At 56.3% G+C, this 25,517-nt stretch carries 16 protein-coding genes; 11 read left to right on the top strand and 5 right to left on the bottom strand.

Translation table 11 applies throughout. The features are described 5' to 3' along the window. Positions 1-316: 316 nt before the first annotated feature. Entirely contained in the window at positions 317-913 is a 597-nt protein-coding gene (locus OZX70_RS00680) for a helix-turn-helix transcriptional regulator (protein WP_277181140.1), read from the bottom strand. 450 nt (positions 914-1,363) lie between these two features. Here OZX70_RS00680 and OZX70_RS00675 point away from each other — a divergent pair, with 450 nt between their 5' ends. The 5 genes from OZX70_RS00675 to OZX70_RS00655 all read left to right on the top strand — a co-directional run bounded on the left by OZX70_RS00675 (position 1,364) and on the right by OZX70_RS00655 (position 6,687). Further along, entirely contained in the window at positions 1,364-2,521 is a 1,158-nt protein-coding gene (locus OZX70_RS00675) for an ATP-binding protein (RefSeq protein WP_277181138.1), read from the top strand. A gap of 337 nt (positions 2,522-2,858) precedes the next feature. Continuing rightward, positions 2,859-3,686, top strand: coding sequence for an MptD family putative ECF transporter S component (locus OZX70_RS00670; protein WP_277181136.1), 828 nt, complete (start codon positions 2,859-2,861; stop codon positions 3,684-3,686). Beyond that, entirely contained in the window at positions 3,644-4,510 is an 867-nt protein-coding gene (locus OZX70_RS00665) for an energy-coupling factor transporter transmembrane component T (protein ID WP_277181134.1), read from the top strand. Before OZX70_RS00670 ends, OZX70_RS00665 begins: the two co-directional genes overlap by 43 nt. Next, on the top strand, positions 4,504-6,003 hold the full coding sequence (locus OZX70_RS00660; RefSeq protein ID WP_277181133.1) for an energy-coupling factor ABC transporter ATP-binding protein: 1,500 nt from the start codon (positions 4,504-4,506) through the stop codon (positions 6,001-6,003). The genes OZX70_RS00665 and OZX70_RS00660 overlap by 7 nt, the downstream gene beginning before the upstream one ends. 15 nt (positions 6,004-6,018) lie before the next feature. Beyond that, on the top strand, positions 6,019-6,687 hold the full coding sequence (locus OZX70_RS00655; protein ID WP_277181130.1) for a hypothetical protein: 669 nt from the start codon (positions 6,019-6,021) through the stop codon (positions 6,685-6,687). Between the two features lie 591 nt (positions 6,688-7,278). On the opposite strand, the gene OZX70_RS00650 is transcribed toward OZX70_RS00655, so the two are convergent. Together OZX70_RS00650 and OZX70_RS00645 are read right to left on the bottom strand one after the other, a co-directional pair. Next, positions 7,279-11,550 (bottom strand): Ig-like domain-containing protein, encoded by a 4,272-nt coding sequence (locus OZX70_RS00650; RefSeq protein WP_277181128.1) that lies wholly within the window; start codon positions 11,548-11,550, stop codon positions 7,279-7,281. Between the two features lie 445 nt (positions 11,551-11,995). After that, the gene (locus OZX70_RS00645) at positions 11,996-13,723 is read right to left on the bottom strand and encodes an MFS transporter (protein ID WP_277181125.1); all 1,728 of its coding nucleotides are present in this window, start codon (positions 13,721-13,723) and stop codon (positions 11,996-11,998) included. A gap of 365 nt (positions 13,724-14,088) precedes the next feature. Here OZX70_RS00645 and OZX70_RS00640 point away from each other — a divergent pair, with 365 nt between their 5' ends. From OZX70_RS00640 to nrdE, 4 genes are all read left to right on the top strand, one after another. Further along, positions 14,089-14,973 carry a TetR/AcrR family transcriptional regulator gene (locus OZX70_RS00640; protein ID WP_277181122.1) on the top strand — a complete coding sequence of 295 codons (885 nt, stop codon included), beginning with the start codon at positions 14,089-14,091 and terminating at the stop codon, positions 14,971-14,973. 476 nt (positions 14,974-15,449) lie between these two features. Further along, entirely contained in the window at positions 15,450-15,725 is a 276-nt protein-coding gene (gene nrdH / locus OZX70_RS00635) for a glutaredoxin-like protein NrdH (protein ID WP_277181120.1), read from the top strand. Positions 15,726-15,783: 58 nt separating this feature from the next. Further along, a complete protein-coding gene (gene nrdI / locus OZX70_RS00630) occupies positions 15,784-16,395 on the top strand; it encodes a class Ib ribonucleoside-diphosphate reductase assembly flavoprotein NrdI (protein ID WP_277181116.1) in 612 nt (203 codons plus the stop codon). Between the two features lie 161 nt (positions 16,396-16,556). Continuing rightward, a complete protein-coding gene (nrdE, locus tag OZX70_RS00625) occupies positions 16,557-18,716 on the top strand; it encodes a class 1b ribonucleoside-diphosphate reductase subunit alpha (RefSeq protein ID WP_277182053.1) in 2,160 nt (719 codons plus the stop codon). 180 nt (positions 18,717-18,896) lie between these two features. On the opposite strand, the gene OZX70_RS00620 is transcribed toward nrdE, so the two are convergent. Then, positions 18,897-19,976 (bottom strand): LacI family DNA-binding transcriptional regulator, encoded by a 1,080-nt coding sequence (locus OZX70_RS00620; protein WP_277181114.1) that lies wholly within the window; start codon positions 19,974-19,976, stop codon positions 18,897-18,899. 278 nt (positions 19,977-20,254) lie between these two features. On the opposite strand from OZX70_RS00620, the gene OZX70_RS00615 reads away from it, so the two are divergent. Together OZX70_RS00615 and OZX70_RS00610 are read left to right on the top strand one after the other, a co-directional pair. Further along, entirely contained in the window at positions 20,255-22,966 is a 2,712-nt protein-coding gene (locus OZX70_RS00615) for an alpha-L-rhamnosidase (protein WP_277181112.1), read from the top strand. A 219-nt stretch (positions 22,967-23,185) separates the two neighbouring features. Continuing rightward, complete coding sequence (locus OZX70_RS00610) at positions 23,186-24,523, top strand: MFS transporter (RefSeq protein WP_277181110.1); 1,338 nt, start codon at positions 23,186-23,188, stop codon at positions 24,521-24,523. A gap of 175 nt (positions 24,524-24,698) precedes the next feature. On the opposite strand, the gene OZX70_RS00605 is transcribed toward OZX70_RS00610, so the two are convergent. Then, positions 24,699-25,493, bottom strand: coding sequence for an IclR family transcriptional regulator (locus OZX70_RS00605; protein ID WP_277182052.1), 795 nt, complete (start codon positions 25,491-25,493; stop codon positions 24,699-24,701). Positions 25,494-25,517: the final 24 nt, after the last annotated feature.

Here is a 25,517-nt window from a genome sequence, read left to right as displayed (position 1 = left end):
TACACTCAACTTTTAATCTCAAATTATATTCCCGATTTCCCCAAAAAACTTGAGTCTTTTTGGCTCAACTTTTTGAAATCAGGGATTCTATAGCTGTAAAACGCTGAAATTTCAAGGCTTTGATAACTTATAAGGCATAAAATGATTTTGAATAAAAATCTTGGTCGACGTTGACTATTCTCGCGCAAGCCGTCAAATCACGAATTATTTCTCCTTATTGGCAAAGATTAACTTACACTAACCCATGGTTACCAAAAGAAAGACGTGAATACCTACATATTATCTTTAGCAGCCAAGAGTTAGTGCGAGTGCGCAATCATAGAAACTTGTACGAGAACAGACCCATTACGGCGCCGACGAAAGCGCAAATAATCGCAATGACAACAATCTGCTTGGTACTTAGCGGCTTGCCCTTGCGCGACGAACGGTCGACCTCATCCCCCGCCAGATATTGGCGCAGCTCCTTATAGGTCAGCACATCGATATCGCGTTGCAACTTGTAGCACCAGCCGACCGCAATAAGGCCGCACAAATAGAGCACCATGCTAATGGGCGCGAACCATCGCCATGCCTGGGCAGGGCCTTGGCCTTTGAAGACCATCAGCACCGTCATCACGAGCCCCGCCGCGATAAACACACACCCCACAATGAACAGCGTCAGTATGCGTGTGCCGTTGCGCTTGATTTCTTCGTTCATCTTTTCCACATCTCCTTTGACCAGTTCGTCCAGTGTGATGCCGAAAAGATTGCCCAGAAGCAGGAGGTTCTGCACGTCGGGGTAGGTACGGCCGGTCTCCCAATTCGAAACCGTCTGGCGGGAGACGAAGATCTTGCCAGCCAGATCATCCTGCGACAAGCCCATTGCCTCGCGATGGTCACGGATCTGACCACCCAACTGCATCTCGACCGCCATCGCTATGCCTTTCCATCTTTCTCGTCCTACAAACGCTTCACTGCCATGCGTTCATTCAAGAGTACTTCAATCACTCCCGTTTCTTGCGATATCGAACGAATGCTCTCGTCTGAGCCGCCGGCAACCGTTTCGGCAATTTCAACGTAACCCAACACGCACAAACACTCCAAGCCGGAACGCGAAAAAGCCCTGCCAAAAGTCTTTGACATGGCGGAATACCAACGATTTTGAGACGCACACACCGTATGCGATTATCATCAACCGACAGATTGCATAATCCTTAATTGACAATCTGCATAACTTGAACTGACAGATTTGCATAATTCGAATTGACAGATTATCATAACCTGAACTGACAGATTTGCATAATTCGAATTGACAGATTATCATAACCTGAACTGACAGATTTGCATAATTCGAATTGACAAATCATCATAAGAAAGCGCGACTATGATTCCTCGATTGCTCACTGAAGAAGCCAAGAAAATGGCAACCTGGTTCCCCATCGTCTCTGTTATGGGACCGCGCCAATCAGGAAAATCAACCTTGCTCCGCAACGCATTTCCTGACTACACCTACCTCAATCTCGAACTCGGACGCTTACGGGATTCAGCCAATACCGACCCTGAAGGGTTTATGGTCACCCAACCAGTTCACTCGTTCATCGACGAGATGCAATACGCGCCTGATTTGTTTCCAGAAATGCAAGCAGTCTCAGACGAACGTCACGAGACCGGACAATATTTGATTTCCGGATCGCAGAACTTCCTGATGAACAAAAACATCACGGAATCATTGGCCGGCAGAGTGGGGATTCTGGAGTTACTGCCGCTCAGCTACAAAGAAGTCCAAGGGATTCCGAGCGTTCCGAGCGTCGATGAATTCACCTTCCGAGGCGGGTATCCGCACCTTTACGAAACAGACGTGCCTGAAGGGACGTTCTATTCAAGCTATCTGTCAACATACGTCCGCCGCGACGTGAGTACGCTTTCCAATATCCGTGATTTTTCATCATTCGAAACGTTCTTGCAACTTTGTGCACAAAGTTCCGGAGAACTACTGAACACGACCCATCTCTCCAGGGAATCACAAATATCGTTGAACACTGCGAAGGGATGGCTGAATATCCTCGCAGCCAGTTATATCGTGTTTCTGCTGCCGCCATATTTCTCGAACGCACGCAAGCGGCTTACGAAGACACCAAAACTTTATTTCTACGACACGGGTCTGCTGTGCTACCTGCTCGGTATTCGCAGCGTTGACGAACTAATCCGCCACCCCAAACGCGGAGCCGTATTTGAAAACCTCATCGTCGAAGAGACGCTCAAACGCGGGTTCAACACGAACAGTGAATCCCGGCTCTATTTCTACCGTGATTCCAACGGCGTGGAGGTCGACCTGATGGACATGACCGATTCGTTGAAGCCACAACTCATCGAAATCAAGTCCGGCATCACACCAAAAGACGATTTCTTCCGCCATCTGAAAACAGTCGGCCGCGACCTCGATATCCCAATTGAACAGCGCCAGGTAGTCTATCGCGGAAACATCAGCTACCGTACACCCAACGGTCGGTTCGTATCAGCTAAAGATTATCTGCTGAAATAGCAACTCGGCACGAAATCTCTAATATTGCGTAACTCCAACGATTTCAAGAGCTCTGAATCGCTCCCATTCCACTGGCATGCAGTCTCGTAAAGGAGAGTCGGCCAGTCTCATAAAGAGGGAATTTACCTGCCACCTCATCACAAAGGTCGCGACAAACCTCAGAAAAAAATCTCAAAAACTCTTCCATATTTTGCGATTCTCCGCTAGCATTTTCGGATAGTGGCATGGCGCACTTGCTTGATGAAGAGACGTCCCATAAGCGCAGTTACTCTGCGAAACATGCTCACTGCATTGACGAAATGCACACAACGTGCACAATATCAACGAAAGATTGAGCATGAACACCAACGATTCGGACGGCGAAACCACCCGACAAGCCGCAGAAACGACACCAAATACGGCAGCTTCCCGAGTAACCGAACAAACCACGATGGCGGACGCAACGACAACTCCCGATGCGGCTACGATACTAAGCACAAGTGCAAAAACGACAGGAACGTCTGGCGATGCTGCGCCGGCGGCAATGCCCGCAAATTACCAGACCGCGGCCCCGATGAAAAACGACGCAGTGTCGCATCTCAAGCGCCTGACCATCCCCGACTTCGTTTCCATCGGCGTATTCACCGCGCTTTATTTCATTCTGGTATTCATCGCCGTGATGGTCTCTGGCATCCTCATCCCCGGTCTTTCAAGCATCGCGCCTGCCGTTGCCGCCCTTATCGCCGGCAGCGTCTATATGCTTCTGGTCGCCCGGGTCCAGAAATTCGGCGCCATCACCATCATGGGTTGCGTGATGGGCATTTTCTTCTTCATCTCGGGGCATTTCCCGCTTTCGTTCATCCCCTTCGTCATCTGCTCATTGATAGCTGACCTCATCGGACTCGCCGGCCATTACAAAAGCAAAATCGGCCTGCTCGTAAGCTACGTCATCTTCTGCTATGGCGACACCGGCCCGTCGCTGCCGCTCTACTTTATGAAGGACGCCTACGTGGCCAACTTACGGGCTCGTGGCAAAAGCACGCATTACATAAACGCGATATTCACCAACATCAACATGACCAGCTTCGCCATCACCATGGTGGCCATTCTTATCTGCGCCATCCTCGGTGGCATCTTTGGGCAATGGCTGATGCGCAAGCACTTCAAGAAAGCAGGCATCATCTGATGGAGGCCCGGCCAGCCAACAGCGTGACGACCATGACCATGACTATCAAAAGTGCCAGAAGCGACAAAGCGGTTGCACAACTCGAGCAAACCAGTTCTGCCGCAACCCAACCGACAGGGCGAAAGACAGGTTTTCGGCTAGACCCGCGGACAAAACTGTATCTGCTGCTCCTCTCGAGCCTGTTGCTGTTTTTCCACGTCCACGTCGCCATCGAAGCGAGCATCACGGCACTGTTGCTGCTGCCTTTCTTTTTGTCGGGACAGCACAAGCAATGGCGAACGGGCGTACGGCTCACGCTTATCTATGCGGCGATGCTGGCCGTCACCACGCTGCTTCCCGTAGCTTCCGGAGTCGCATTCTCGTTCATTGCGATGATCGTGGTCGGGTTGCGGGTCATGTATCCCTGCCTGGTCGCAGGCGCCTACACCTTCACCACCACCTCGATCGGCGAAATGGTCTGCGCACTGCGGAAGATGCACACGCCGGAATCAATCATCATCACGTTCATGGTGATGATTCGGTTCTTCCCCACCGTGCGCGAGGATTACCGCCAAATCCGCGCGGCCATGACTTTGCGCGGCATTGCTTCCGGCTGGCTTGGCCTGCTGCGACATCCGATGCGCTCGCTGGAATATATACTAGTTCCTCTGCTGATGAATAGCACGGAAGTGACCCAAGACCTTACGGTGGCAGCACTGACCAAGGGCATCAGCCTGCCTGGGACGCACACGAGCGTGGTGCAAATCGGTTTGCGGCCTCTTGATTGGTACTATATGGCCGTTTGCACACTGCTTTTGTGCACGTCCGTGGGAGGCTTATGGTGAACGAAACGAACGAAGGAACCGATACTTTATATATCGATGACAACGATAGCGCCACCCCGATCATTAACGTACGCGATGCCTCCTTCCGCTATCAAGGTGCCGACAGTGATTCGCTGCGTTCAGCCACTTGCCGCGTTGCGCCGGGCGAATGCGTGATGCTTTGCGGACAATCGGGCTGCGGCAAGACCACACTCACCAGACTGCTCAACGGCCTTTCCCCTACCTACTTCGCCGGGGCTTTCGCGGGTTTGGCGAACGTCGCGGGATGTGAGGCGGGCAAGACGCCCATCGAGGCCTACGTACCGTTGATAGGCAGCGTTTTCCAGAACCCGAAAACACAATATTTCAATACCGACACCACCGCCGAACTCGCCTTTCCATGCGAAAACAACGGTATGGAACCGAGCGAAATCAAGATGCGCATCGATAAAATTGCAAACGCATTCGACTTGCAACACCTGCTTGGACACAGTATTTTCGAGCTTTCCGGAGGCGAGAAACAACGTATCGCTTTCGCGGCGGCCTGTATGCTGAAACCGCAAGTCTTGGTCTTGGACGAACCGACGAGCAACCTTGACGACACTGCGATTGCGCAACTGCGCGACATGATCACGGCTATAAAGCGGCTTGGCGTCACCATCGTCATCGCCGAACACCGCCTCGCGTGGTCGCGCGATCTTGCGGATCGCTATATTCTGATTGAAGACGGACATGTCACCAATAGCTGGAAATCAGCAGAATTTCAACGATTCAGCGATCAACAACTGGCACAATTGGGCTTGCGCACTCTGGACCTGAAACCATACCAAGTTGAAGTCACCAAGAAAACACAATACATCGACAGCGCCAATGACAACGCCGAATCCACCGACAAAGACGATTTCGACAAAGCTCTTATCTCGGTGCACGACCTGACCATCGGCTATCGGCGCAACCGACCCGTGGCACACATCGAAAATCTCACGCTGCGAGCCGGGGAAAGTGTCGCACTGATGGGTCACAACGGATGCGGGAAATCAACGCTGGCCAAGACATTGTGCGGGCTGGTCAAGCCACTTTCCGGCACGGTGCAATGGAGCGGGCATGCTGCCAAAAGACGTGAACTCAACCAACATAGCTTTCTGGTGATGCAGGACGTCAACTACCAGCTCTTCTCCGATAGCGTGCGCGAAGAGGTGCTGCTCAGCGCAGGCGAACCCGAGAACTGTGATGATGTGCTTGCCTTGCTGGGGCTTGAAAATCTTGACGAGCGCCACCCGATGAGCCTTTCCGGCGGGCAGAAGCAGCGCGTCGCCATCGCCTCCGCCATGCTCTCAGGCAAGGAATTCATCGTGCTGGATGAGCCGACCAGCGGGCTTGACCGGTTTCACATGGAACAGGTGGGCAACATGCTGCGTCGGCTTACCGATCTCGGCAAATGCGTGCTGGTCATCACTCACGACGATGAACTTGCGGCATCAAGCTGCGACCGAGTCGTTCGGCTCGGATTATAACGAAAGGATAACCAAATGGAACTCAAGATTTCCGACTGGCAGGGGCGCTGGGAAAATTTCGAGCTGTGGCTCGATTCCGACGACCCCGTGCTCACACAGGCATGGCAGGAAGTGGAATCTGCGATTGCGAACGGCACCATTCCTGCGCGGTTCGCCAAGGCGTTCGGCCCCGACCCGCGCGCGTTCTGGAAGCCGCTGAACGCCACAGCCATGAACGGAAATGCATCAAAGCTTGGCAATTGGGAAATCCGACCCAGTACGGACGGAACCAACAGCATCGAAATCACCTGGTTTGCCGCCGATGGGCAAAACCTCGGATCGGCCCGTTACGCACCGGACCACACCGTAGCCAAGGGGTTGGAAGGCAAACCCAACCTGCTACTGCGAGCGGTGGAGCCGACAATTGTGAATCCTGCGAGCGAAACCGGATCAGCACAAGCCAATACCGACTGGCCATTCCGCTGGCTAATGATGATGGAACCTATGCCGGAACGCACCGAGCGCGAAAACGGTGGCCTAATTGCCCACACTCATTTCCAGTTCGGACCGGAAGTTGCGACCATTGTGGACGTCGATGACAAGCTGACCAATCCGCGCTGGTACGCCACGATGTGCGACGAACCGCGCAACAACGCCGAACGCATCCGCACCATCCGTTCCTTGCACGGGCTTGAATGGAAGTAAGAGAGGCCTCTACTCGACTTCGTCGCGTAATTAGAGATTTCACGGCCTGAATTTCTTTTCCGCAGCAGACTATCGGTTGGAAATTCGGGGGTGCAAACCCATTAAATGCGATGCTTGTTATACACCATCATTAGTAATTTTATTACTTTTGTTGCATTTTCAGCCAATGCCTTATAGACGCCCAATATCAACGAAACTGAACAGTGTTAGGTAATATAATCACACTCTTCGTTGTTCTGACGGCGAATTGTTCGCGCTCACCGTTGCTCCAAAGCAAAACGTCTAAAATCAGCTAGCAGCATAGAACTGAACATTCCATTTCGTAGCCGCATAAAGGTTCGTTTGGTCTTTTTAAGACAAACATCAGATAAATCGTTTCTAAAATTTGCAGCACTGGATCGTCCGCTCGAACGTGAGGATCGCCTCTCCCGCAACGATACTTTCCCTAAGCAAAGGGGCCACGGGATAAAAAGCGAATATAAAACTTGCGGCACCCTCCCGCAATCGGATCATTCGATTCGACTTGCAAGAAGATGCCGCAAGTTACTTTGCGTACTTTGTCCGGATTATTCGCACAATGTCATTGCACGCTCACCGAACGAATCTACGCCGCAACATGACCGCAGCAACGAGCGCAAGGGACAGAATGCCAGCCATCGCGGCCACCGCAATCACCGCGCTGACATTGGCACCCGTTTCGCTCAGGCTTGCACCGTTGGCATTCGCGAGGGCCTTGCCTGCACCGGACATTGCTCCCGGGCCGCCAGGCAGAGGCGACGGGGAACCAGGCAGTTGCGAGCCGGGACCGGGAGCTGAAGCTCCAGGACCAGAGCCACCGGACGGCGGAGTAGGCGTTTGCCCATCGCTGGGGTGTGACTGCTCGTAGTCGCTCAGCGATTGCACGCTGATACGAAGCGAACCGGACAGCCCCGGAACCTGCTCGCTTGTGGCCGATACCTCGTATTCTGCGGTTTCGGCATCAGAGGGGATGGTAATTGTGCCAGACTGGTCGATCGTCGGCTCGCCAGGCGTCCCGCCCTGCGCCGAAACCGATTCCGACTCCGGAGAAGGAGCAGGAGCGGGGGTCGCGCCAACGCGTGTCAGCGACCAGTGTACCGCCTTGCCCCAGTCGTCGGCCTGGGTATACGGCGCTTTTCCGGCTACATTCAGCGCGAGCTTCACCGAAGCCTGCTTACCGGCCACGATCGGCCCGGTGGAGCCAGTCGGCAACGCCAGCCTAATCGCCACCGGCAGCGGATGTGTGCGCACCTCCTGCCTCGGCTTGAGGTTTTCGGGATTCGATACACCGAGCGGCAGCACCAGCGAGCCCGGGAAACGATAGGTTCCCGGAGCGCTCTGATCGGTGTAGTTGGTCGGGTCATCGTCCCAACCGGGAATGTTGAGGGTGACCTGCCCACCGCTGGCAAGATGCGCGACGATGGTGCTCGGCATACCAAGCTGCGTACGACCTAGCCCCACCGGCTTATCGAGCGTAGGTAGCGGGTCGAGCGAGGTGATGGCATCGGATTTGACATGAATCGTCGCGGCCACCGGCCTGCCGATCTGCGGCACATCCGCGCTGACCGTGAAGTCACCGTCTGCGGTGAAGCTCTGCACATCGAACGTCGGCCATGTCACCGGCACGTCCATATTCCTGCCGTCAGAATACGTGACGTGTACCTGGTTCGGCAAGGTCGGCACCTCGCCGGGCTTGATGGTGGCTTCGACTGGCTTGACTGATGATATATAGGAGTCGGAGACGAGCAGCTTGGGCGCAAGCGCCGTGGCACTCATCGTAAAGCCCTTCATCGAATCGGGAAGCTTGAACGTCCCGGCTGTATAATCGATGAACGCCCGTTGCGCCCCCGCGGCGGAGAAAGCATCAAATCCGGCGTTGTCACGGTTGAAGTTCGTGGTATCGCTCATGGGGACGTCCACCAGGAAACTCACTGGCTTCATCGAGCCAAGGCTGCGCACATACTGCGTCACGTCGATATCCAACGCGTATTGGTTGTCGATGATTTCGCCGTTGGTCACCACCCGGCTACCCGCCGGTTTGAGGGTGTTGTAGGTGGGAATATTTTCGCCCGCCCCCAGCGGTTGGTGATTGGCCGCAGTGACGTCGGCATTGCCGGGACCGTTGTTCCACGTCACGGCGTTCGCATCCCAATTCGCATCAGTGGCATAGGCATCCACACGGAATGCGGTGTTGCGCAGCTGTTCATCAGGCGTGGAGCCGGCACTGTTGTTAAGGTTGAACTGGTTGACATATACACGCAGCTTCGCGTTCTTGATCTCGTCCGGCCGTCCTGCGTAGGCGGACGGGTCGAACTTCACATAGAACCTCCGATTGTAGCCTGCCAAGGAAGCATTCTTCAAACGCAGGATCAGATTGTTTGAATAATTCCTACCAAACGGCGACTTGGGGCTGCTGACCGCCGTGCCGCTACCAGCCTGTGCCGCCATGGCGGTGTCAGCGATGTCACGCTGAACGGAGGCATCCGCCGTATCGACGAATGCACTTTGCACATTCGCCCCAGACCCCAACGTGCCGGTCACCGTCACCGTGGCGCTGGCCTTCACAGCAGTGATGCCGTCAATCGCTCCGGAAACGTTGACGGTTCCAGCGCTGCCGTAATCATCCTGCTTGACGTAATCCCACTTGACCGCATGTTTTTCCGTACGCTGGGTGGTGGTTCCATCGACCGTTTCCTTGATGGTGACATTGATGGACTGCGGCAACTGCGGATAGACGCCGGCCGGCGTTGAAACATTGACGGCTTCGGGCGTGTAATCCGTGCGGATCTCGTGATCGGAGACCTGGTGGGCACCGATATCGATGCCGCGATCAACCGTACTACCGCCGAAGAGATCTTCGCTCGGCATGCCATCCTGCTTCTGGCCTTTGGCCACGGCAGGGCTGTCGGCGGCAATCTTGAACAGAGATGCGCGCTGGCGCAGGCGTTCCTTTGGATTGCCCCACGGCAGACTGGTTGCCGGGTTGTCGAGCACGGTGTTGATCTGGCCGTCCAACTCACCCACGCCGTTGGGCTGGGTTTCGATGGCGAGCTTCGGATCGCCGAAGACGTTGCCCGTGCCCTGCAGTCCCGAAACGGTGGTGCCGCTGGCCGCGCTGGCGATGTCGGCGGTCGAGAAGAGGTTATGGTTCAGATAGGACGCGGCATCGGCGTGCAGGCTGCGTTCCGTGGGGGCGCTGCCATTAGACGGATAGTTCGAAAGGAACTTCACCTTGCCTGCACCGGCCTTGGCGACGACATTGTTGTTAAAGTGGGCGATGGCGCCGCTGTTGTCACTGCTGTTGCCCTCACCGAACAGGGAGGTGGTCACCCCATCACCGACGTAGAACGTGTTGTTATAGATATTGGGCATAGCCGGACCGTCGTCCTTGATCCAATAATGGAAGAGGCTCTGTTCCTTGTAGGTGTAGGGAGAACCGCCCGCGCCCGACCCGTCCGCATTCGTGCCCTGGTTGCCGCCGCCGTCGTTGGCCGAGATGTTGTATCGCACCGTCGAATTGGCCTGGTCGCTCATCAAAAGCATGAAACCGCCACCATTGCCGTGGCTGTAGTTGTATTGGTAGGTCACGTTGCTCGATTGCATGTCGATGTCGAACGCCTCGGCGTCGTTGTAGCCGTATTTGTTGCCGTAGACCTCGTTGTATTGGGCGAGCACATTATGGCTGGCCATCACCCACAGGGCCGCGTAATTCTGCGTACCATAATCGGCAGCGCAGGCATGGACGACGATATTGCCTTCGATCAGACCATTGTCGCCGACTTCGGACATCACGATGGCGTCGCCGGCGATGTCTTCAAGATAATTGTTCTTGATGGTCACGTCGGTGAAGAGCTTCGGATAGGACCCGGTACCGCTTTCGGCCTTGGTGCGCAGGCCTTCGAGACCGACACGCTGAACGATGTTGTTCTGCATGGTCAAGTGGCTGAATCCGGTGTCGGCCACAGGGTTGGCGCTGTTGACGGCATTGCCATCGGGGTTAATCCAGTAGCCGAGCGCAATGATGCCGCCGCTGTGCTTGAGTTTCATCGGCAGGCGATCATGGTCCGCTTTGAGGTAGTACTCGGACTGCACATCGTGCACGTAATCGTTCTCAACGGTCACGCCGTTGAGGTTGCGGTTGAGGCCGTAGCCCAGCAGCAGGATACCCGCTCGTTGCTTGTCTCCGGGTTTCTTGAAGCCCTTCGGATTGGAGAGCTCCGGGGTGTTGGTCACCTCGAGATCGCGGATGGACCAGTATTCCTGATTGGTCAGCTGCACGGCGCCGGAAATGTAGCGCTTGAAGGTACCCAAGACGTTCTCAGTACCGTTGCCATTGATCACAGGCCGTTTCGAAGCGGTGTAAGTGGCCGCGCCACCCTCACCACGCGTATAGAGATCCACGACGATGGGTTTGCCGTCCACACCGTTGCCTTTGGGCATGAGCGTCTGGCCGTTCCACGTGCTGCCGGACTCCAGAAGGATGTGGTCGCCGGGGGCATAGGTTTGCGCCGAAACCTGGGTCAGATTTTTCCACGCGTGTTCGGCGCTCTTGCCGTCGTTGGCGTCACTGCCGTTGGTGCTGTCAACATAGTAGGTCGTGCCGTCGGTCGACGGTCCTACCGAAACGAAAGTGGCATCGCTTCCCCTTGTGCCGACACCTTGCGTCGACAGGGTTTTCGCGGAAACGCCTTTACCTCCACTTACCGGCGTTGCCATTGTCATCGACGGGCTTACCAGCACCATCGAAAGCAATGTGGCCGCCGCGGCAAAAACCGCCACCAGCTTCCCTTTTTTCGAACGCAGTCTTTCGGAACCGCGTTTGCCTGGCATTGAACCTATTCTCATAAGCCACCTCGCTTCGGGCTGATACCGCCGACCGCATCGTCGGAAGTATCGCTGAACGCACTTTGCGCTCTATCGCGATAATAACTATAGAATTGTAATAACGCGAAGGATTGCCGTTATTTGTCGTCAATCGTTTGCCCTTATTTTGGGACATTTTAGCAATTTCGCCGAAATAATAGGTATTACCTTAATTTGTAAGACATACAAAATACTGACATTTAAAATCAAACGATATACATAATGAGAAAAAACGAATCGTCCGACAACAAAACGATTACCGTCTTCGCGATAAACCCAGAGCCTCAATCCGACACATCTGCGCTGAGCACGACGTCGTCATCGAGTCTAGATTGATCACATGGATGGGCCCCGAAACTCGGCTCACATGAAAAAGCCCTGCCGAAAATTTTGGCAGAGCACAATTTCAAAATGATGAAATCTCTAATTACTCGACTTTGTCGCGCTGGGCGGCACGGGCGACCCAGATCGAGGCGATGAGGCCGATAGCGAGCAGGACGATGGCGGCGACCAACGTCCATTGGCTGGCACGGGTGAAGGCCGAGGTCATCGCGTCGACCACTTGCGGGCCGAGCGGACCAAGCTTGCCGTGAGCACCCTGAGCACGGATGCCGACGATGGCGGAACCAGCCGAAGCGTCAAGCGAAGTGGTGAGGCCGGAAACCAGCTGCGACGGCAGGCCGCGTACACCTTGAAGCGACGTGGGCGCGATATTCGTGACCATGACGGAAAGCACCAGGCCCGCGAGCGCCGCACCGACTCCAGTGCCAAGCTGACGGATAGTCGATTGCGTCGCGGAGCCTTCTCCCGATTGGGCGACAGGCACTTCGGAAAGCACCAGGCTGGTGAGCTGGGCGGCGGCGAAACCGAGACCGACGCCGTACATGACGAACGGCACGAGCATCCAGACCACGGAAAGCCCCGGACGCATCATCGCCATGAGGACGAGAACGCTCAGGATCTCCACGATCAGTCCGAACTGCACGGTGTGCGGGGCACCGATTTTCGCGGTGACCGGACGTGCGAGGCCGCCGGAGACGATGGCGCCGAGACCCATGGTCGCCAGCAGCGCGCCAGTGGGAATCATGTTGAGGCCGCGCACATTAATAAGGTAAAGCGGCAGGACGAACATGATGACGAATTCTCCGGCCTGGATGGCGCCGGCGGCGATGTTGCCCATGGCGAAGGTCGGGATGCGGAAGAGCGAGAGGTCGAGCATCACCGGCTGCGCACGGCGGGCGCGGCTGTTTTCGGTGTAGATGAACAGCGCGAAGAAAACGATGCCGAGTACGATGCAGATCGGGATGACCGAAACCGGCCAATTCGCGCCCCACTTGAAGCCGAAGATGCCGAAGTCGCCCTTGGGCTTGACCCAGCCGTAAGTCTGGCCTTCAATCAGACCGAAGAGCAGGAAGGCGGAACCCAGCGCGGAAAGCACGATGCCCAGCGGGTCGAAACCGTCGGGTTTGCCCGCGGACTTGGCGGCATCGACGGCAGCCAGTTTTTGGGCGGCGGCACCCATTGCGGAGGCTCCGGCCTTGCCGCCGGTTTTCGGCACGAAGAATATGGCGGAAACGAACACAATGATGCCGATCGGCAGATTGACCAGGAAGATCCAGCGCCAGCCGATGGTCTGGGTAAAGAGACCTCCGAGGAACGGGCCGACGGCGGCGGCTGCGCTCATCACCGAACCCCAGACGCCAAACGCGATGGCGCGGTTCTTGCCCCGGAAGGAAGCCGAGACGATGGAAAGCGTCGAAGGCATCACCAGCGCCCCACCGATGGCCTGCACCGCTCGGGCGCTGAGCAAGAGCGTGGCGCCATTTGAGGAGGCGGCAAGAATCGAGCCGGAGACGAAGATGACGACGCCGACCTGCAGGGTCATTTTGCGGCCTTTGAGGTCGCCGAGCTTGCCGAACGGCAGGAGCAGCGCGGCCAAAATGATGTTGTAGAGCGAAGTGACCCATTGCGCGTCGGTCAGGTTCAGGCCGATCTCACGAATCATCACCGGAATCGAGACGTTGACGATGGAGCTGTCGAGCACGATCATCGCCAGCGCCAACGCCAGCACCCACAACGCGTTCCACGGCGGCTTGACCGCGGAATCTGCAACTTTGTGACCTGGGGCGACTTGGCCATTTTGCTGTTCAGTCATAATCAATCTTTCGTAATGACGGCGATATACCTCAAATCCCATAAGGCATATCGTCAACAAATGCATATTTTTGCGACTAGGTGTCGCAAACCTTCAGCGACTATACGCTTTAACCTCGCGACGCGCAAATCGGATAGCGGCAAAATCCAAAATTCCGCAACCGGCAAAGCAAAGAGAGACTAAATACCGATAAAATCTACCACAACCGATGACAACGCGAATGGAATGCCTATAGTATGGTCGGGAAACATTTGTGGCGCACTCGGAAGTCTGCACAATGGGCAGGATTGGAATATGGACAAGCAGTGCAGATAATATGGAATATACGATTACCCAGCCGCGCCGCGAAACACGAGAGGGACGATATGCCACGCATCAATGAGGCCAATCTTGAGGAACATCGACGTCACACCATGAACGCGCTGCTCGATTCGGCGGAAAAAATCATGCGCGAGCAGGGCGGCGAGGCACTCACCCCAGCCAACGTCAGCAAAGGTGCCGGCATCGCACGAAATTCCATCTACCGTTACGTGCGTGACATGAAGGATCTGCGTCGCCAGCTGATGGCCCGGCACATGCCGCAGTGGGTCGAAGCGCTGGAAAAGGGCTTGGGCGGCATCACCGATCCGGCGGAAATCATCGTGCAGTGGGTCAAGATCAATCTCGAACAGTCCATCCTGCAGGGTCACGATTGGATGACGCAGATACCGCTGAGCGACGCCCAGACCTATCGCGACGACAAGCGGCTTTGGCCGAAACCCGACGACAAGGCTGGCGACAACGATGACGACCAGGACAATAACCACAACTCTGACATTCCACAAGAACAAAACACCGAATCGGAATCACAAGAAGTATCAGGCGACGCACTATCAGGAAAGAACCCTGAAGCCAAATCAGGCAATATTTCAAGGTGCCCAATCGCCGAACCCAGCAACGTTTCGAAGTGCCCGATAGACATACCGGCGAGCGTTCGCGGCGAAGACAATGCCCGGATGCCGAGCGACCAGCCGCTCGAACCCGCCCAACCAAGCCTGCACCAACGTGTCAATGCCCCAATCGTCGCCGCCTGGGGGCAGCTCAACTCAACCAGCCCACAGGTCGGCATCGCCATCTCCGAAGGCCTCGTTTCCAGCGGGATGAAACTTTTGAGCGGCAAAGAGCAGACGGAAGAACTCCGAAAAGCCGAAATCAGTGACATCGAACGCGCCATCCGCGCCATTGTCAAAGAGCTGCGCGAGGACGACTGAGACTCGGAGCAACCAGTATATTATCGCCCCACAAAACTACCTCTGTAATAACGGAACTGTCCACAATGCCATGCAATAGTCATGCCATCAAAAATCGGTCGCCGCGTTATCTGCTTACAGCCCGCTCTTCGCAGCAACCCGAATAGCAAAAACCGCAAGCAAAACAGTTTGCCGCCCGTTTCCGAAAGCCAGCAGCCAAAACTTACTTATCCACTGAATTATCCAGATTTTTCCACATCAATCCACTTGTCTATTTTCTTTTGCCGACCTGTATTGTGAAATAGCCCACATCGTATGTAATACGCAATGTTGCGTCCCTTTGCGACACCCCTTGCGCCATCTGCCTTTAGGAGCCGTAAGCACTATATCTAGTGGTTGATAAATCGACACGCTACTAAAAGTTGGGGTTCAGTTTGGAACTACATCCATGTAGTCTGGTCACTTGAAAGCTTAAAGACATCAATTCGGAGGCTACGATGACCGTTACCGTTTTCACCAAACCACGCTGCCCACAGTGCGAAGCGACCAAGCGCCAACTTACGCGAGCGAACATCGCGTTCGAGACCGTGGATCTGACTGAAAACCCCTCCACCCTCGAGCAGCTCACTCAGGCCAGCTTCCGTCAGGCGCCTGTCGTCATCACGCCGGATGCCTCCTGGAGCGGCTATCGCCCGGACCTCATCAAGCAGCTTGCATCCAGCGCCGTTGCGACTTCCGCCGACGCCAAGACCCAGCAGACCGTTCTCGCCTAGTTCGACGATGAACCGGACCAACCAGACCAACCAAACAGAACTTAGAGAGAAGGCGACGATGGCGGACGCGAGTATCGATAACGCCACCACACACGCAGAATCCGCCACAGGAACCGCGAACGCGGCAACCGAGCCGTACGACGACGAGTGCATTACACCAAGCGTTCCGGAGGCCAGGGCCAAAGGCGATCACATCGGCGCCGTGGTCTATTTCTCGTCGGTTTCGAACAACACCGCGCGCTTCATCGAAAGCTGCGGCTTCCCCGACGAGGGCATCAACGTTTACCGCATCCCGCTGCGCCCCAAAGAGGCTCCGCTGCAGGTGCGCGAGCCGTACATCCTGATTGTGCCGACCTACGGTGGCGGCAACGTCGCGAAAGCGTTGCTCCCCCAGATCCGCAAATTCTTGAACGGACACAAGAACCGCAGCTTCATCCGCGGGGTTATTTCCTCTGGTAACAGGAACTTTGCGACCGCGTTTTGTGCGGCAGGCGACATTATTTCCAAGAAGTGCCATGTCCCGTTCATGTATAATTTCGAGCTGCTCGGCACCCCGGACGACCAACGCCAGGTGCGCGAGGGTGTGAGGGACTTCTTCCTGAACGCGAAGAACACGCAAGCCACGCAGAACGAACAGAACATACAGAACATGCAGGACCAACAGCAATAAACTGCCGCCAAAAAAGTTATATAAGTTTTGCGCCGCCACCCTGCCCTACGCAGGAAGGCGGCCATAAAAATTAAATTTGATATCGCTATATTGCCGCCGGACTCACGACGGCGATCCAAAAAGATAGGAACACTATGGGACTCAACGATTCCGCGCTGAGCATGGACAACACCGTCGAAGACACCGGTTTCGACCCGGAGCACGACTACCATTCGCTCAATGCCATGCTCAACCTCTACGACGAGGACGGCAAGATCCAGTTCGACAAGGACAAGGAGGCCGAGCGCGCCTACGTCAACTCTCACGTCGCGCAGAACACCAAAAAGTTCAGCTCCACCGCCGAGCGTCTAAAGTACTTGATCGATAACCTGTATTACGACGGCAAGGTCTTCGACCAGTACACTCCGAAGTTCCTCGACTCCTTCTACCAGCACGTCGAGGACTTCGGCTTCGAGTTCGAGACCTTCCTCGGCGCCTTCAAGTTCTACCGTTCCTACGCGCTGAAGACCTTCGACGGCAAGCAGTACCTCGAGGACTTCCCGCAGCGTTGCGCCGCCGTGGCGCTCGAGCTGGCCGCCGGCGACGAGAAGGCCGCCGTCAAGTACGTCGACGAAATCCTCTCCGGCCGCTTCCAGCCCGCCACACCTACTTTCCTGAATTTGGGCAAGGCCCAGCGCGGCGAGCCCGTCTCCTGCTTCCTCGTGCGCATCGAGGACAACATGGAGTCCATCTCTCGCGGCATCAACTCCGCCCTGCAGCTTTCCAAGCGCGGCGGCGGCGTGGCTCTGCTGCTCACCAACCTGCGTGAACAGGGCGCTCCGATCAAGCACATCGAGCACCAGTCCAGTGGCGTCGTGCCGGTCATGAAGCTCTTGGAGGACTCGTTCTCCTACGCCAACCAGCTGGGCGCGCGCCAGGGCGCCGGCGCGGTCTACCTCAACGCGCACCACCCCGACATCCTGCGCTTCCTCGACACCAAGCGCGAGAACGCCGACGAGAAGACCCGAATCAAGTCGCTCTCCCTGGGCGTTGTGATCCCCGACATCACCTTCGAGCTCGCCAAGCGCAAGGAGAAGATGGCCCTCTTCTCCCCCTACGACGTCGAGCGCGTCTACGGCAAGCCATTCGCCGATATCAGCGTTACCGAGAAGTACGACGAGATGCTGCACGACGACCGCATCCACAAGACCTACATCGATGCCCGTGAGTTCTTCATGACCTTGGGCGAGGTGCAGTTCGAGTCCGGCTACCCCTACATCCTCTTTGAGGACACCGTCAACAAGGCCAACCCAATCGACGGCCGCGTCACGATGTCCAACCTCTGCTCCGAAATCCTGCAGGTGCAGGAAGCCTCCACCTACAATGACGACCTGAGCTACAAGCACGTCGGCAAGGACATCTCCTGCAACTTGGGCTCCCTCAACATCGCCAAAGCGATGGACGGCGGCTTGGCCGACCCGGTCGAGACCGCAATCCGCGCACTCACCTCCGTTTCCGAGCAGACCCACATCGACTCCGTGCCGTCCATCAAGCGCGGCAACGAAGAGGGCCACTCCATCGGGCTCGGCCAGATGAACCTGCACGGTTTCCTCGCCCGCGAGCGCATGCATTATGGCTCCGAAGAGGCGCTGGACTTCACCGACATGTACTTCATGACCGTGGCATACCACGCCTACAAGGCCTCGCACAAGCTGGCCGTCGAGCGTGGCCACGCCTTCGCGACCTTCGATACCTCCGATTACGCCAAGGCCGCAGGGCAGGGCAACTACTTCGACAAGTACACCGACGGCCGTCGTTCGCTCGAGCCGAAGACCCAAACCGTGAAGGACCTCTTCGAGCGCTTCGGCATCCGCATCCCGACCGTGGCCGACTGGGAGACGCTGCGCGACGAAATCCTGAAGGACGGCATCTACAACGAGTACCTGCAGGCCGTGCCGCCGACCGGTTCGATCTCCTATATCAACCACTCCACCTCCTCGATCCACCCGATCGCCTCGAAGATCGAGATTCGCAAGGAAGGCAAGGTCGGCCGCGTCTACTATCCGGCGCCATACATGACCAACGACAACCTCGAGTACTTCGAGGACGCCTACGAAATCGGTTGGAAGAAGATCGTGGACACCTACGCCGAGGCCACCCAGCACGTCGACCAGGGTCTGTCGCTGACCCTCTTCTTCCCCGCCGGCGTGACCACCCGCGAGCTCAACAAGGCGCAGATCTACGCCTGGCGCAAGGGCATCAAGACCCTCTACTACATCCGCATCCGTCAGCAGGCGCTTGAGGGCACCGAGGTCGAAGGCTGCGTCAGCTGCATGCTCTGATTCCAGAGCCACGCCAGCTCATGATTTTCGTTGATAACCATATGTTGGCGTGAAGCTCAATCAGAGACGAGAAGCATAGAAACCCGTCCAGATCATAACGGTCTTGGCGGGTTTCGCATATCCGATAAATCCTTCGGGACCGAAGCCGCACAACGATGTCGGAATTTCCGTAATTCCTTGTTATTTATTCGCGTCAGGATTCGGCTTCGTGGTCGCCCGTCGCACAAGTTTCGGGTCGACCAATGTGGTGGTATGGATGTGGGTCTCCGGATTCTCGATCTCATCAATGAGATGCGTCATGGCCTCGCCGCCCATCTCATTGGCTGGCGCGTTGACAACCGTCAGAGGCATGGGCGATATCACAGGCAGCTTCAACCCCTCGCAACCGACGATGCCGATATCGTCAGGCACGCAAATCGAACCACTTTGACAGAGACTCGTCACCAACCCCACGGCGAGCGCGTCACTTCCCACGACAATTCCATCCGGACGGTCCTTTTCGGGCATCTCGGCCAGATGCAATCCAAACTGATACCCGTCTTCGACCATCAACCCTCCGGTGTCGTAAACGCTGAACTTCACGCCGACCCCCGCCCCGATAGCCCCCTCCACGCCAAGCTGACGAAGCTGGATGGCTTCATAATCGAAAGAATGCGCGGCGAACATAATGCTCCTGCACCCTGTTTTGATCAGCTCCTCGGCCGCAAGCCTGCCCACGGTCACGTTGTTTTCCATCACCGCGCAAACAGCGTAAGGGTCGGCGGGCGCACTATGATCGAGCAGCACGACGGGTAAATGTATCCGCTGGCAACGCGCGATATCATCAATCGGATTGGTGACAGTACTGAGCAAAATACCGGCGACCTTCAATTCGATGAATCGCTCGACCAATTCGCTCTGCCTATCCTTGTCCGAAAAAGCATTGGCACCGATCACCTGCATATCGTGGTCTTCCGCCACTTCCTGAATACCTTCGAAAATATGGGTAAACAAGGAATGCTCGACATCGGTCAATACGTAGCCCACAAGGGACGAACCATCGCCATAGACGGATTCATTTTTTTTCGCAGTTTGTGCGCGATCCGTCAAAGCCGCGATTCTCGGAGGCTTTCGAGGCTGATAGCCTAGTTCAGCGATGACTTTGCTGATACGAGCTTTAAGCACATCGGAAACGCGGTCAGGATAATTGAGATAGTTGGAAACCGTACCGATGGAAACGTCGGCAAGACGCGCGATATCAGAGATGCTTGCTTTTTTCACGAAATCACCGGAACCTCGGTCATTGGGCGGACAGTACCTTTATTCTATTACTATTTTTGCCCTGTCCGATACGGCAAAATTGAAAAGTTCAAATATAGGGACGACTGTTTGAAATTTTCAAAATCTGGTCTTAGGATATAGGCATTCAGCCTTTTCCCGTTTATTGACACCGCAGAAAATGAACGAGAACCCGCCTCCATCCCGCGGACGACGATTATTGCCGCACGCCGATGAAGACACGAAAAGATGAAACCGTTGAAGCCAAGGAAGGATTATCAATGGACAATGACAACGCAATAACACCCAAAGGCGACAAGCCTCTGACACTCGATCCCGAGGCCGCGACCGAAGAATACAACGTCCACGGACTCACCATTGAGCATTTCCCGGGTGACGTCATGGGCATCGGCGTTCCCGCACCGCGAATGAGCTGGGTTTATGACTTCGAGCCCCCAGAAGGCGCGCAAATCCTCTTGAAGATTCGTCGCCGCGTTCCTGGCGGCAAACCTACTGACGAAAACACCTATCTACCGGCGCAGCAAAGCGTGATGGTGCCGTGGCAATTCAACCAGCTCACATCACGCGAACGCGTGGTCGCCAGCGTTCAGGTCGTCACCTCGCAGCATGCTCCACTCGGCAAACCGTCCGAGGAACTGCACTTCGAAACCGGCCTGCTGCAAGAAGCCGACCATGTGGCCGATTACGTGGGGCCTTCGTGGCCCGAGGCCGAAACCGACCATCGCCATCTGCCCTTGGTACGCGCCGATGTCACCCTGCGCGAAAAGCCCGCGAGCGCCCGTCTCTATCTGTCGGCATTGGGACTGGTTGAGGCCGAAATCAACGGTCATAAAGTCAGCGAGGACGCCCTGACCCCCGGTTGGACGCAGTACGAAAAGCGCATCCCCTGCTGGACCTACGACGTGACCGACGAGCTCAACGCCGGCGGGAACGCCATGGGCTTCTGGCTGGGTGACGGCTGGTACCGCGGTCGCATCGGCTTCGACGGCGGCTATGCCAATTATTACGGGGACCGCATCGGAGTCCTGGCGCAGCTTGAAGTCGAATACGCCGACGGTACCACCGAAAAGATCTGCTCCAATTCGTGGGACAGGCAGTGGAAGGTCACGTCCGGCCCCATCGTCAGCTCCGACATGTACGAAGGCGAATGCTACGACGCCCGCCTCGAACAGCCCGGATGGTCGACCTACGGTTTCGACGACAGCGCATGGAAGCCAGTTGCCGAATCGTTCTGCGACCCGGCGAAGATCGAGAATCCCGAAATCCTTTCGATTCGTCCGCAGGAAAAGCACGAGCCGATCTCCATTAAGAAGATCGGCGAGCGCAGTTGGCTAGTCGACTTCGGCCAGAACTGCTCCGCCCGCATCCGTCTGCATCTGCACGACCTCGCGTCCGGCGACACCGTCACGCTGCACCATGTCGAGGTGCTGGAACCCGACGGCTCCATCGCAACCCGCACCCTGCGCCGCGGCCAGCAGCTGGATTCCTACACCTCCAACGGCCAGGACGCCTGGTGGGAGCCTCGCTTTGTGATGCATGGTTTCCGCTACGTACAGATCGACGGCTGGCCCGGCGAGCTGACGGCGGACGATATGGACTGCAGGGTCTACCATTCCGAACTCAAGCGGACCGGCGAGCTGGAGACCTCCAACGAGATGCTCAACAAGCTGCACCACAACATCGTCTGGTCGATGCGCTCGAACTTCATGAGCATCCCTACCGATTGCCCGCAACGCGACGAACGGCTGGGCTGGACCGGCGACATCTGCCTGTTCTCACCCACTGCAGTATATTTGTATGACGTCGAGGCGTTCCTGAACAACTGGCTCCAAGACATGAGAACCGAGCAGCTGAAATGGGGCACCATACCCTACTACGTCCCGTTCGTCCCGCTGGGAGGCTGGGCACACCCATCAGCCATCTCGGAATGGGGCGACGCAGCGGTAGCAGTGCCATGGACGCTTTATATGGACAGCGGCGACATCGAGATTCTGCGCGAAAACTACGACCTGAGCCACGACTGGGTGGATGAGGTCGCGGGTTATCTTTCCCCAGACGGCGTATGGGACCGCAAGCCCGAATTCGCCTTGGGCCAGCTTGGTGATTGGCTTGATCCGACCGCTCCGCCCGAAAATCCCGCCCTTGCCATGACGCAGAAGGAGCTGGTGGCCACGGCATACTTCGCCCGCAGCTGCAGCGAAGTCACCAGAATGGCGCAAATCCTCGGCAAAGACGACGATGCCAAACACTTCGGTGAACTCTACAAGCGCGTGCGCCGCGGATACATCGATCGGTTCAGCAACATGGACGGCACCATGACCAGCGACACGCAATGCGCCTACGCGCTCTCCATCGCCTTCGGGCTGCTGGACGACGATGACGTGCGTCGGGTCAAAGCCGGCAACAGGCTGGCCGAGCTCGTGCGCGATTCGGGAGGCAAAGTGAGCACCGGTTTCGCCGGCACCCCGTTCGTCCTCCCCGCATTGAGCATGACCGGTCACGACAAGGAGGCTTTCATCCTGTTGGAATCCGACGAATGTCCAAGCTGGCTTTATCAAGTGAAGATGGGAGCCACCACCACCTGGGAGCGCTGGGACTCCATGGAACCCGACGGTGCGCTCAATCCAGGAGGCATGACCTCGTTCAACCATTACGCGCTGGGCTCGGTGGCTGCGTGGATGCATTCGCATATCGGTGGTCTCGAAGCCATAGATCCCGGTTGGAAGCACTTCCGTATCGCCCCGCACATGGGCGGCGATATCACCCACGCCTCCACGTCGCACATCACGCCGTTCGGCCGCGCTGCGGTCTCGTGGAAACTGGTCGACGCGGAAGGCAAGGAAAGCACCGACGGCAACAGGCTTGAAATGGACGTCACGGTTCCCGTCGGAGCCACGGGCACTGTGGAACTGGCGAACCACGAGCCTTGCGAGCTGAAAGCCGGCCATTACCAACTTACCGTCAATCGGTAAACAAATCCTGTGCAGGCGTTTGAACTCCTTCCGTTCGAACTGTTTCCATGCGAACCACAACATTCAAACGCCTACACACTTTACAGGTTTTGCCTGTGTACTTGACGCAATCCTAGCGCAGGCACACAGGCAAAGCCCAACCAACTTCAATATTGTTAAGGTCCTGAGAGAGCAACGTATCCGGGCCTTACAGCGGTACAACAAAGAAAAGGAAGAAATATGGAACTCAATGACGAGCCTCGTCCTGATACGGATGAAGGCCAGATATCTCCAGACAGCGGAACAGCCTCCGTTGCCGTGGACACAAGGAATCTTGCTCCCGATACCCACAAGCCGATGGACACAAAAACAAAGATTCGTTTCTGCGTCGGCTTTACGCTGTTCTCGCTGCTATGGATGACGGCAGGCACCGCCGGCTCGGCGGTTTTGCTGCCGCAACGTTTCAGCGACCTTCATATTGGTGTGCCGGAAGTCATTTTGGGAACGATGAACTCGGTGGGCTGCGTATTCGCCCTTGTGTCGAACATCGTCTTCGGCGCATTCAGCGATGTGACACGCTCGAAATTCGGAAAACGTACCCCTTGGATCATCTTCGGCGGCGTCATAGCAGGCATCGGTTACGCGATAACCGCCTATAGCGTCAACCTCTTCGGCATCGTGGCCGGCTGGTCCATCGTCCAGATCGGCGTCAACTGCATGATCGCCCCCTGCGTGGCCGTGCTTTCTGACCGCATCCCGGAGAATGTGCGAGGAACCTTCTCCGCGTTCTACGGCGGAGCTCAAATCGTAGGTTCTTCACTCGGCACTTTCATCGGAGCGAAATTCATTTCCAACATGACCCCCGGCTTCATCCTCGGCGTCGTTTTGTTCGGCATCACCGGTATCGTCGCCGTACTGCTCTTCCCGCGCGAAATGTCCTCGAAGAATGAGAACGCCGAAAAGCTCAAGGCGACAGACATCCTCAAGGCTTTCATCCCGCCGACCAAGAACTGCCGCGACTTCTATCTGGCGCTTGTCGGCAGGCTCATGCTGATCCTCGGCTGGCAGATGATCGCGGGCTATCAGCTTTACATCCTGCAGAAGTATTGCGGGTTGGGCAAGACCAGTTCCGCCGGTGTCATCTCGCAAATGGCGGCCATCGCCATGGTGGTCCAGATTATCATGTCGTTGCTCTCCGGACCGATTTCCGACAAGCTACAGCGCCGTAAGATCATCGTTGTGCTCGGTTCCGTCATCATTGCCATCGGCCTTTTAGTTCCGTGGCTGATGCCGACAGCGATGGGTATGCTGATTTATGCGTTCGTCGGAAACCTGGGTTATGGCATCTACATGGCCGTCGATCAGGCCCTCAACGTCGACGTGCTGCCGAGCAAGGATGAAGCAGGCAAAGACCTCGGTATTCTGAACCTCGCTAACACCTTGGGCCAGGTCATCGCACCGGTTATCGTCGGCGCCATTGTGGTGGCGACCAATAGCTATGCAATTCTCTTCCCCATCGCCATCGTTTCAGTGCTCGTTGGCGCTGCGGTCATCATGTTCATCAAGAAAGTGAAGTAATTTCTCAGAGACAGAAGTACACCGAAGAACGCCGCCCCCGAAAACCTCGGGAGGCGGCGTTCTTTATTATGATGCTTGAATACCTTGCTAGCTTTTTGGCCTAACTCGCTTTCGGAAAGAATCGCAGACAATTCCGCTTCACGGCTCCGCAAAAGACAAAAATAAACGCAAACGGCTATGCGCCTTTACCGGAAGATCCACCCGCCCAACCGAGCTCGGCGGAAATCGAAGCGGCGGCATCGGCCACCAGCGGGCCGACCTCGCGCATGCGCTCGAAAGGCATGAAGGTCTTGAAACTCGAGACGGAAATCGCACATACGATCTTGCCGGATTCGTCGCGCACCGGCGCGGCCACGCAGCGCACGCCCGGCTCGTTTTCCTCGAGATCGTAGGCCACCCCGCGTTTGGCGTAGCGTGCCATTGCATTGGCGAAGGCTTTCGCCCCGGAATAATTGTGCTCCGGCTGACGTTCCATGCGCTTGCGATCAGCGATATACTGCTTCTCCCAACGGTCTCTCTTGTCAAGCAGAAGCGCCTTACCGATGCCCGTGTAAGTCAGCGGCATCCGGCAGCCAGGCCACGAACGAATCTCGACGGAACGCGTGCCGTTGATCTTGTCAAGATACAGCGTCTCGCCATCGTCCTCGACGGCGAGATGGATGGTGTCGCGGGTGGCATCGGAAAGGTCAAGCAAATACGGACGGGCGACGGCGCTGATCGACGTGTCTTCCCTCGCCTGAAAGCCGAGCTCGATCAGGGCGGGGCCGAGCGCCAGGCTGCCGTCGACGTTGTCGCGCAGCATACGTTCGCCACGCAGCGCCTGAATCAAGCGATGCGTGGTACTGCGGCTCAAACCGGTGGCCTCGGTCAGCGCCCGCAGCGTGCGTGCCCCTGCGGCAACGGCTTTGAGCACCGCTATGCCGTTGATAAGAGTCTGGGCACCACGCACGTTCGTGGTTCCTTCATTCATATCATTCAACAATAGCCGCCTATC

Source organism: Bifidobacterium sp. ESL0732 (assembly GCF_029395535.1).
In the GTDB taxonomy this organism is placed as follows: Bacteria; Actinomycetota; Actinomycetes; order Actinomycetales; family Bifidobacteriaceae; genus Bifidobacterium.
This window is presented reverse-complemented; position numbering and strand designations above follow the sequence as displayed.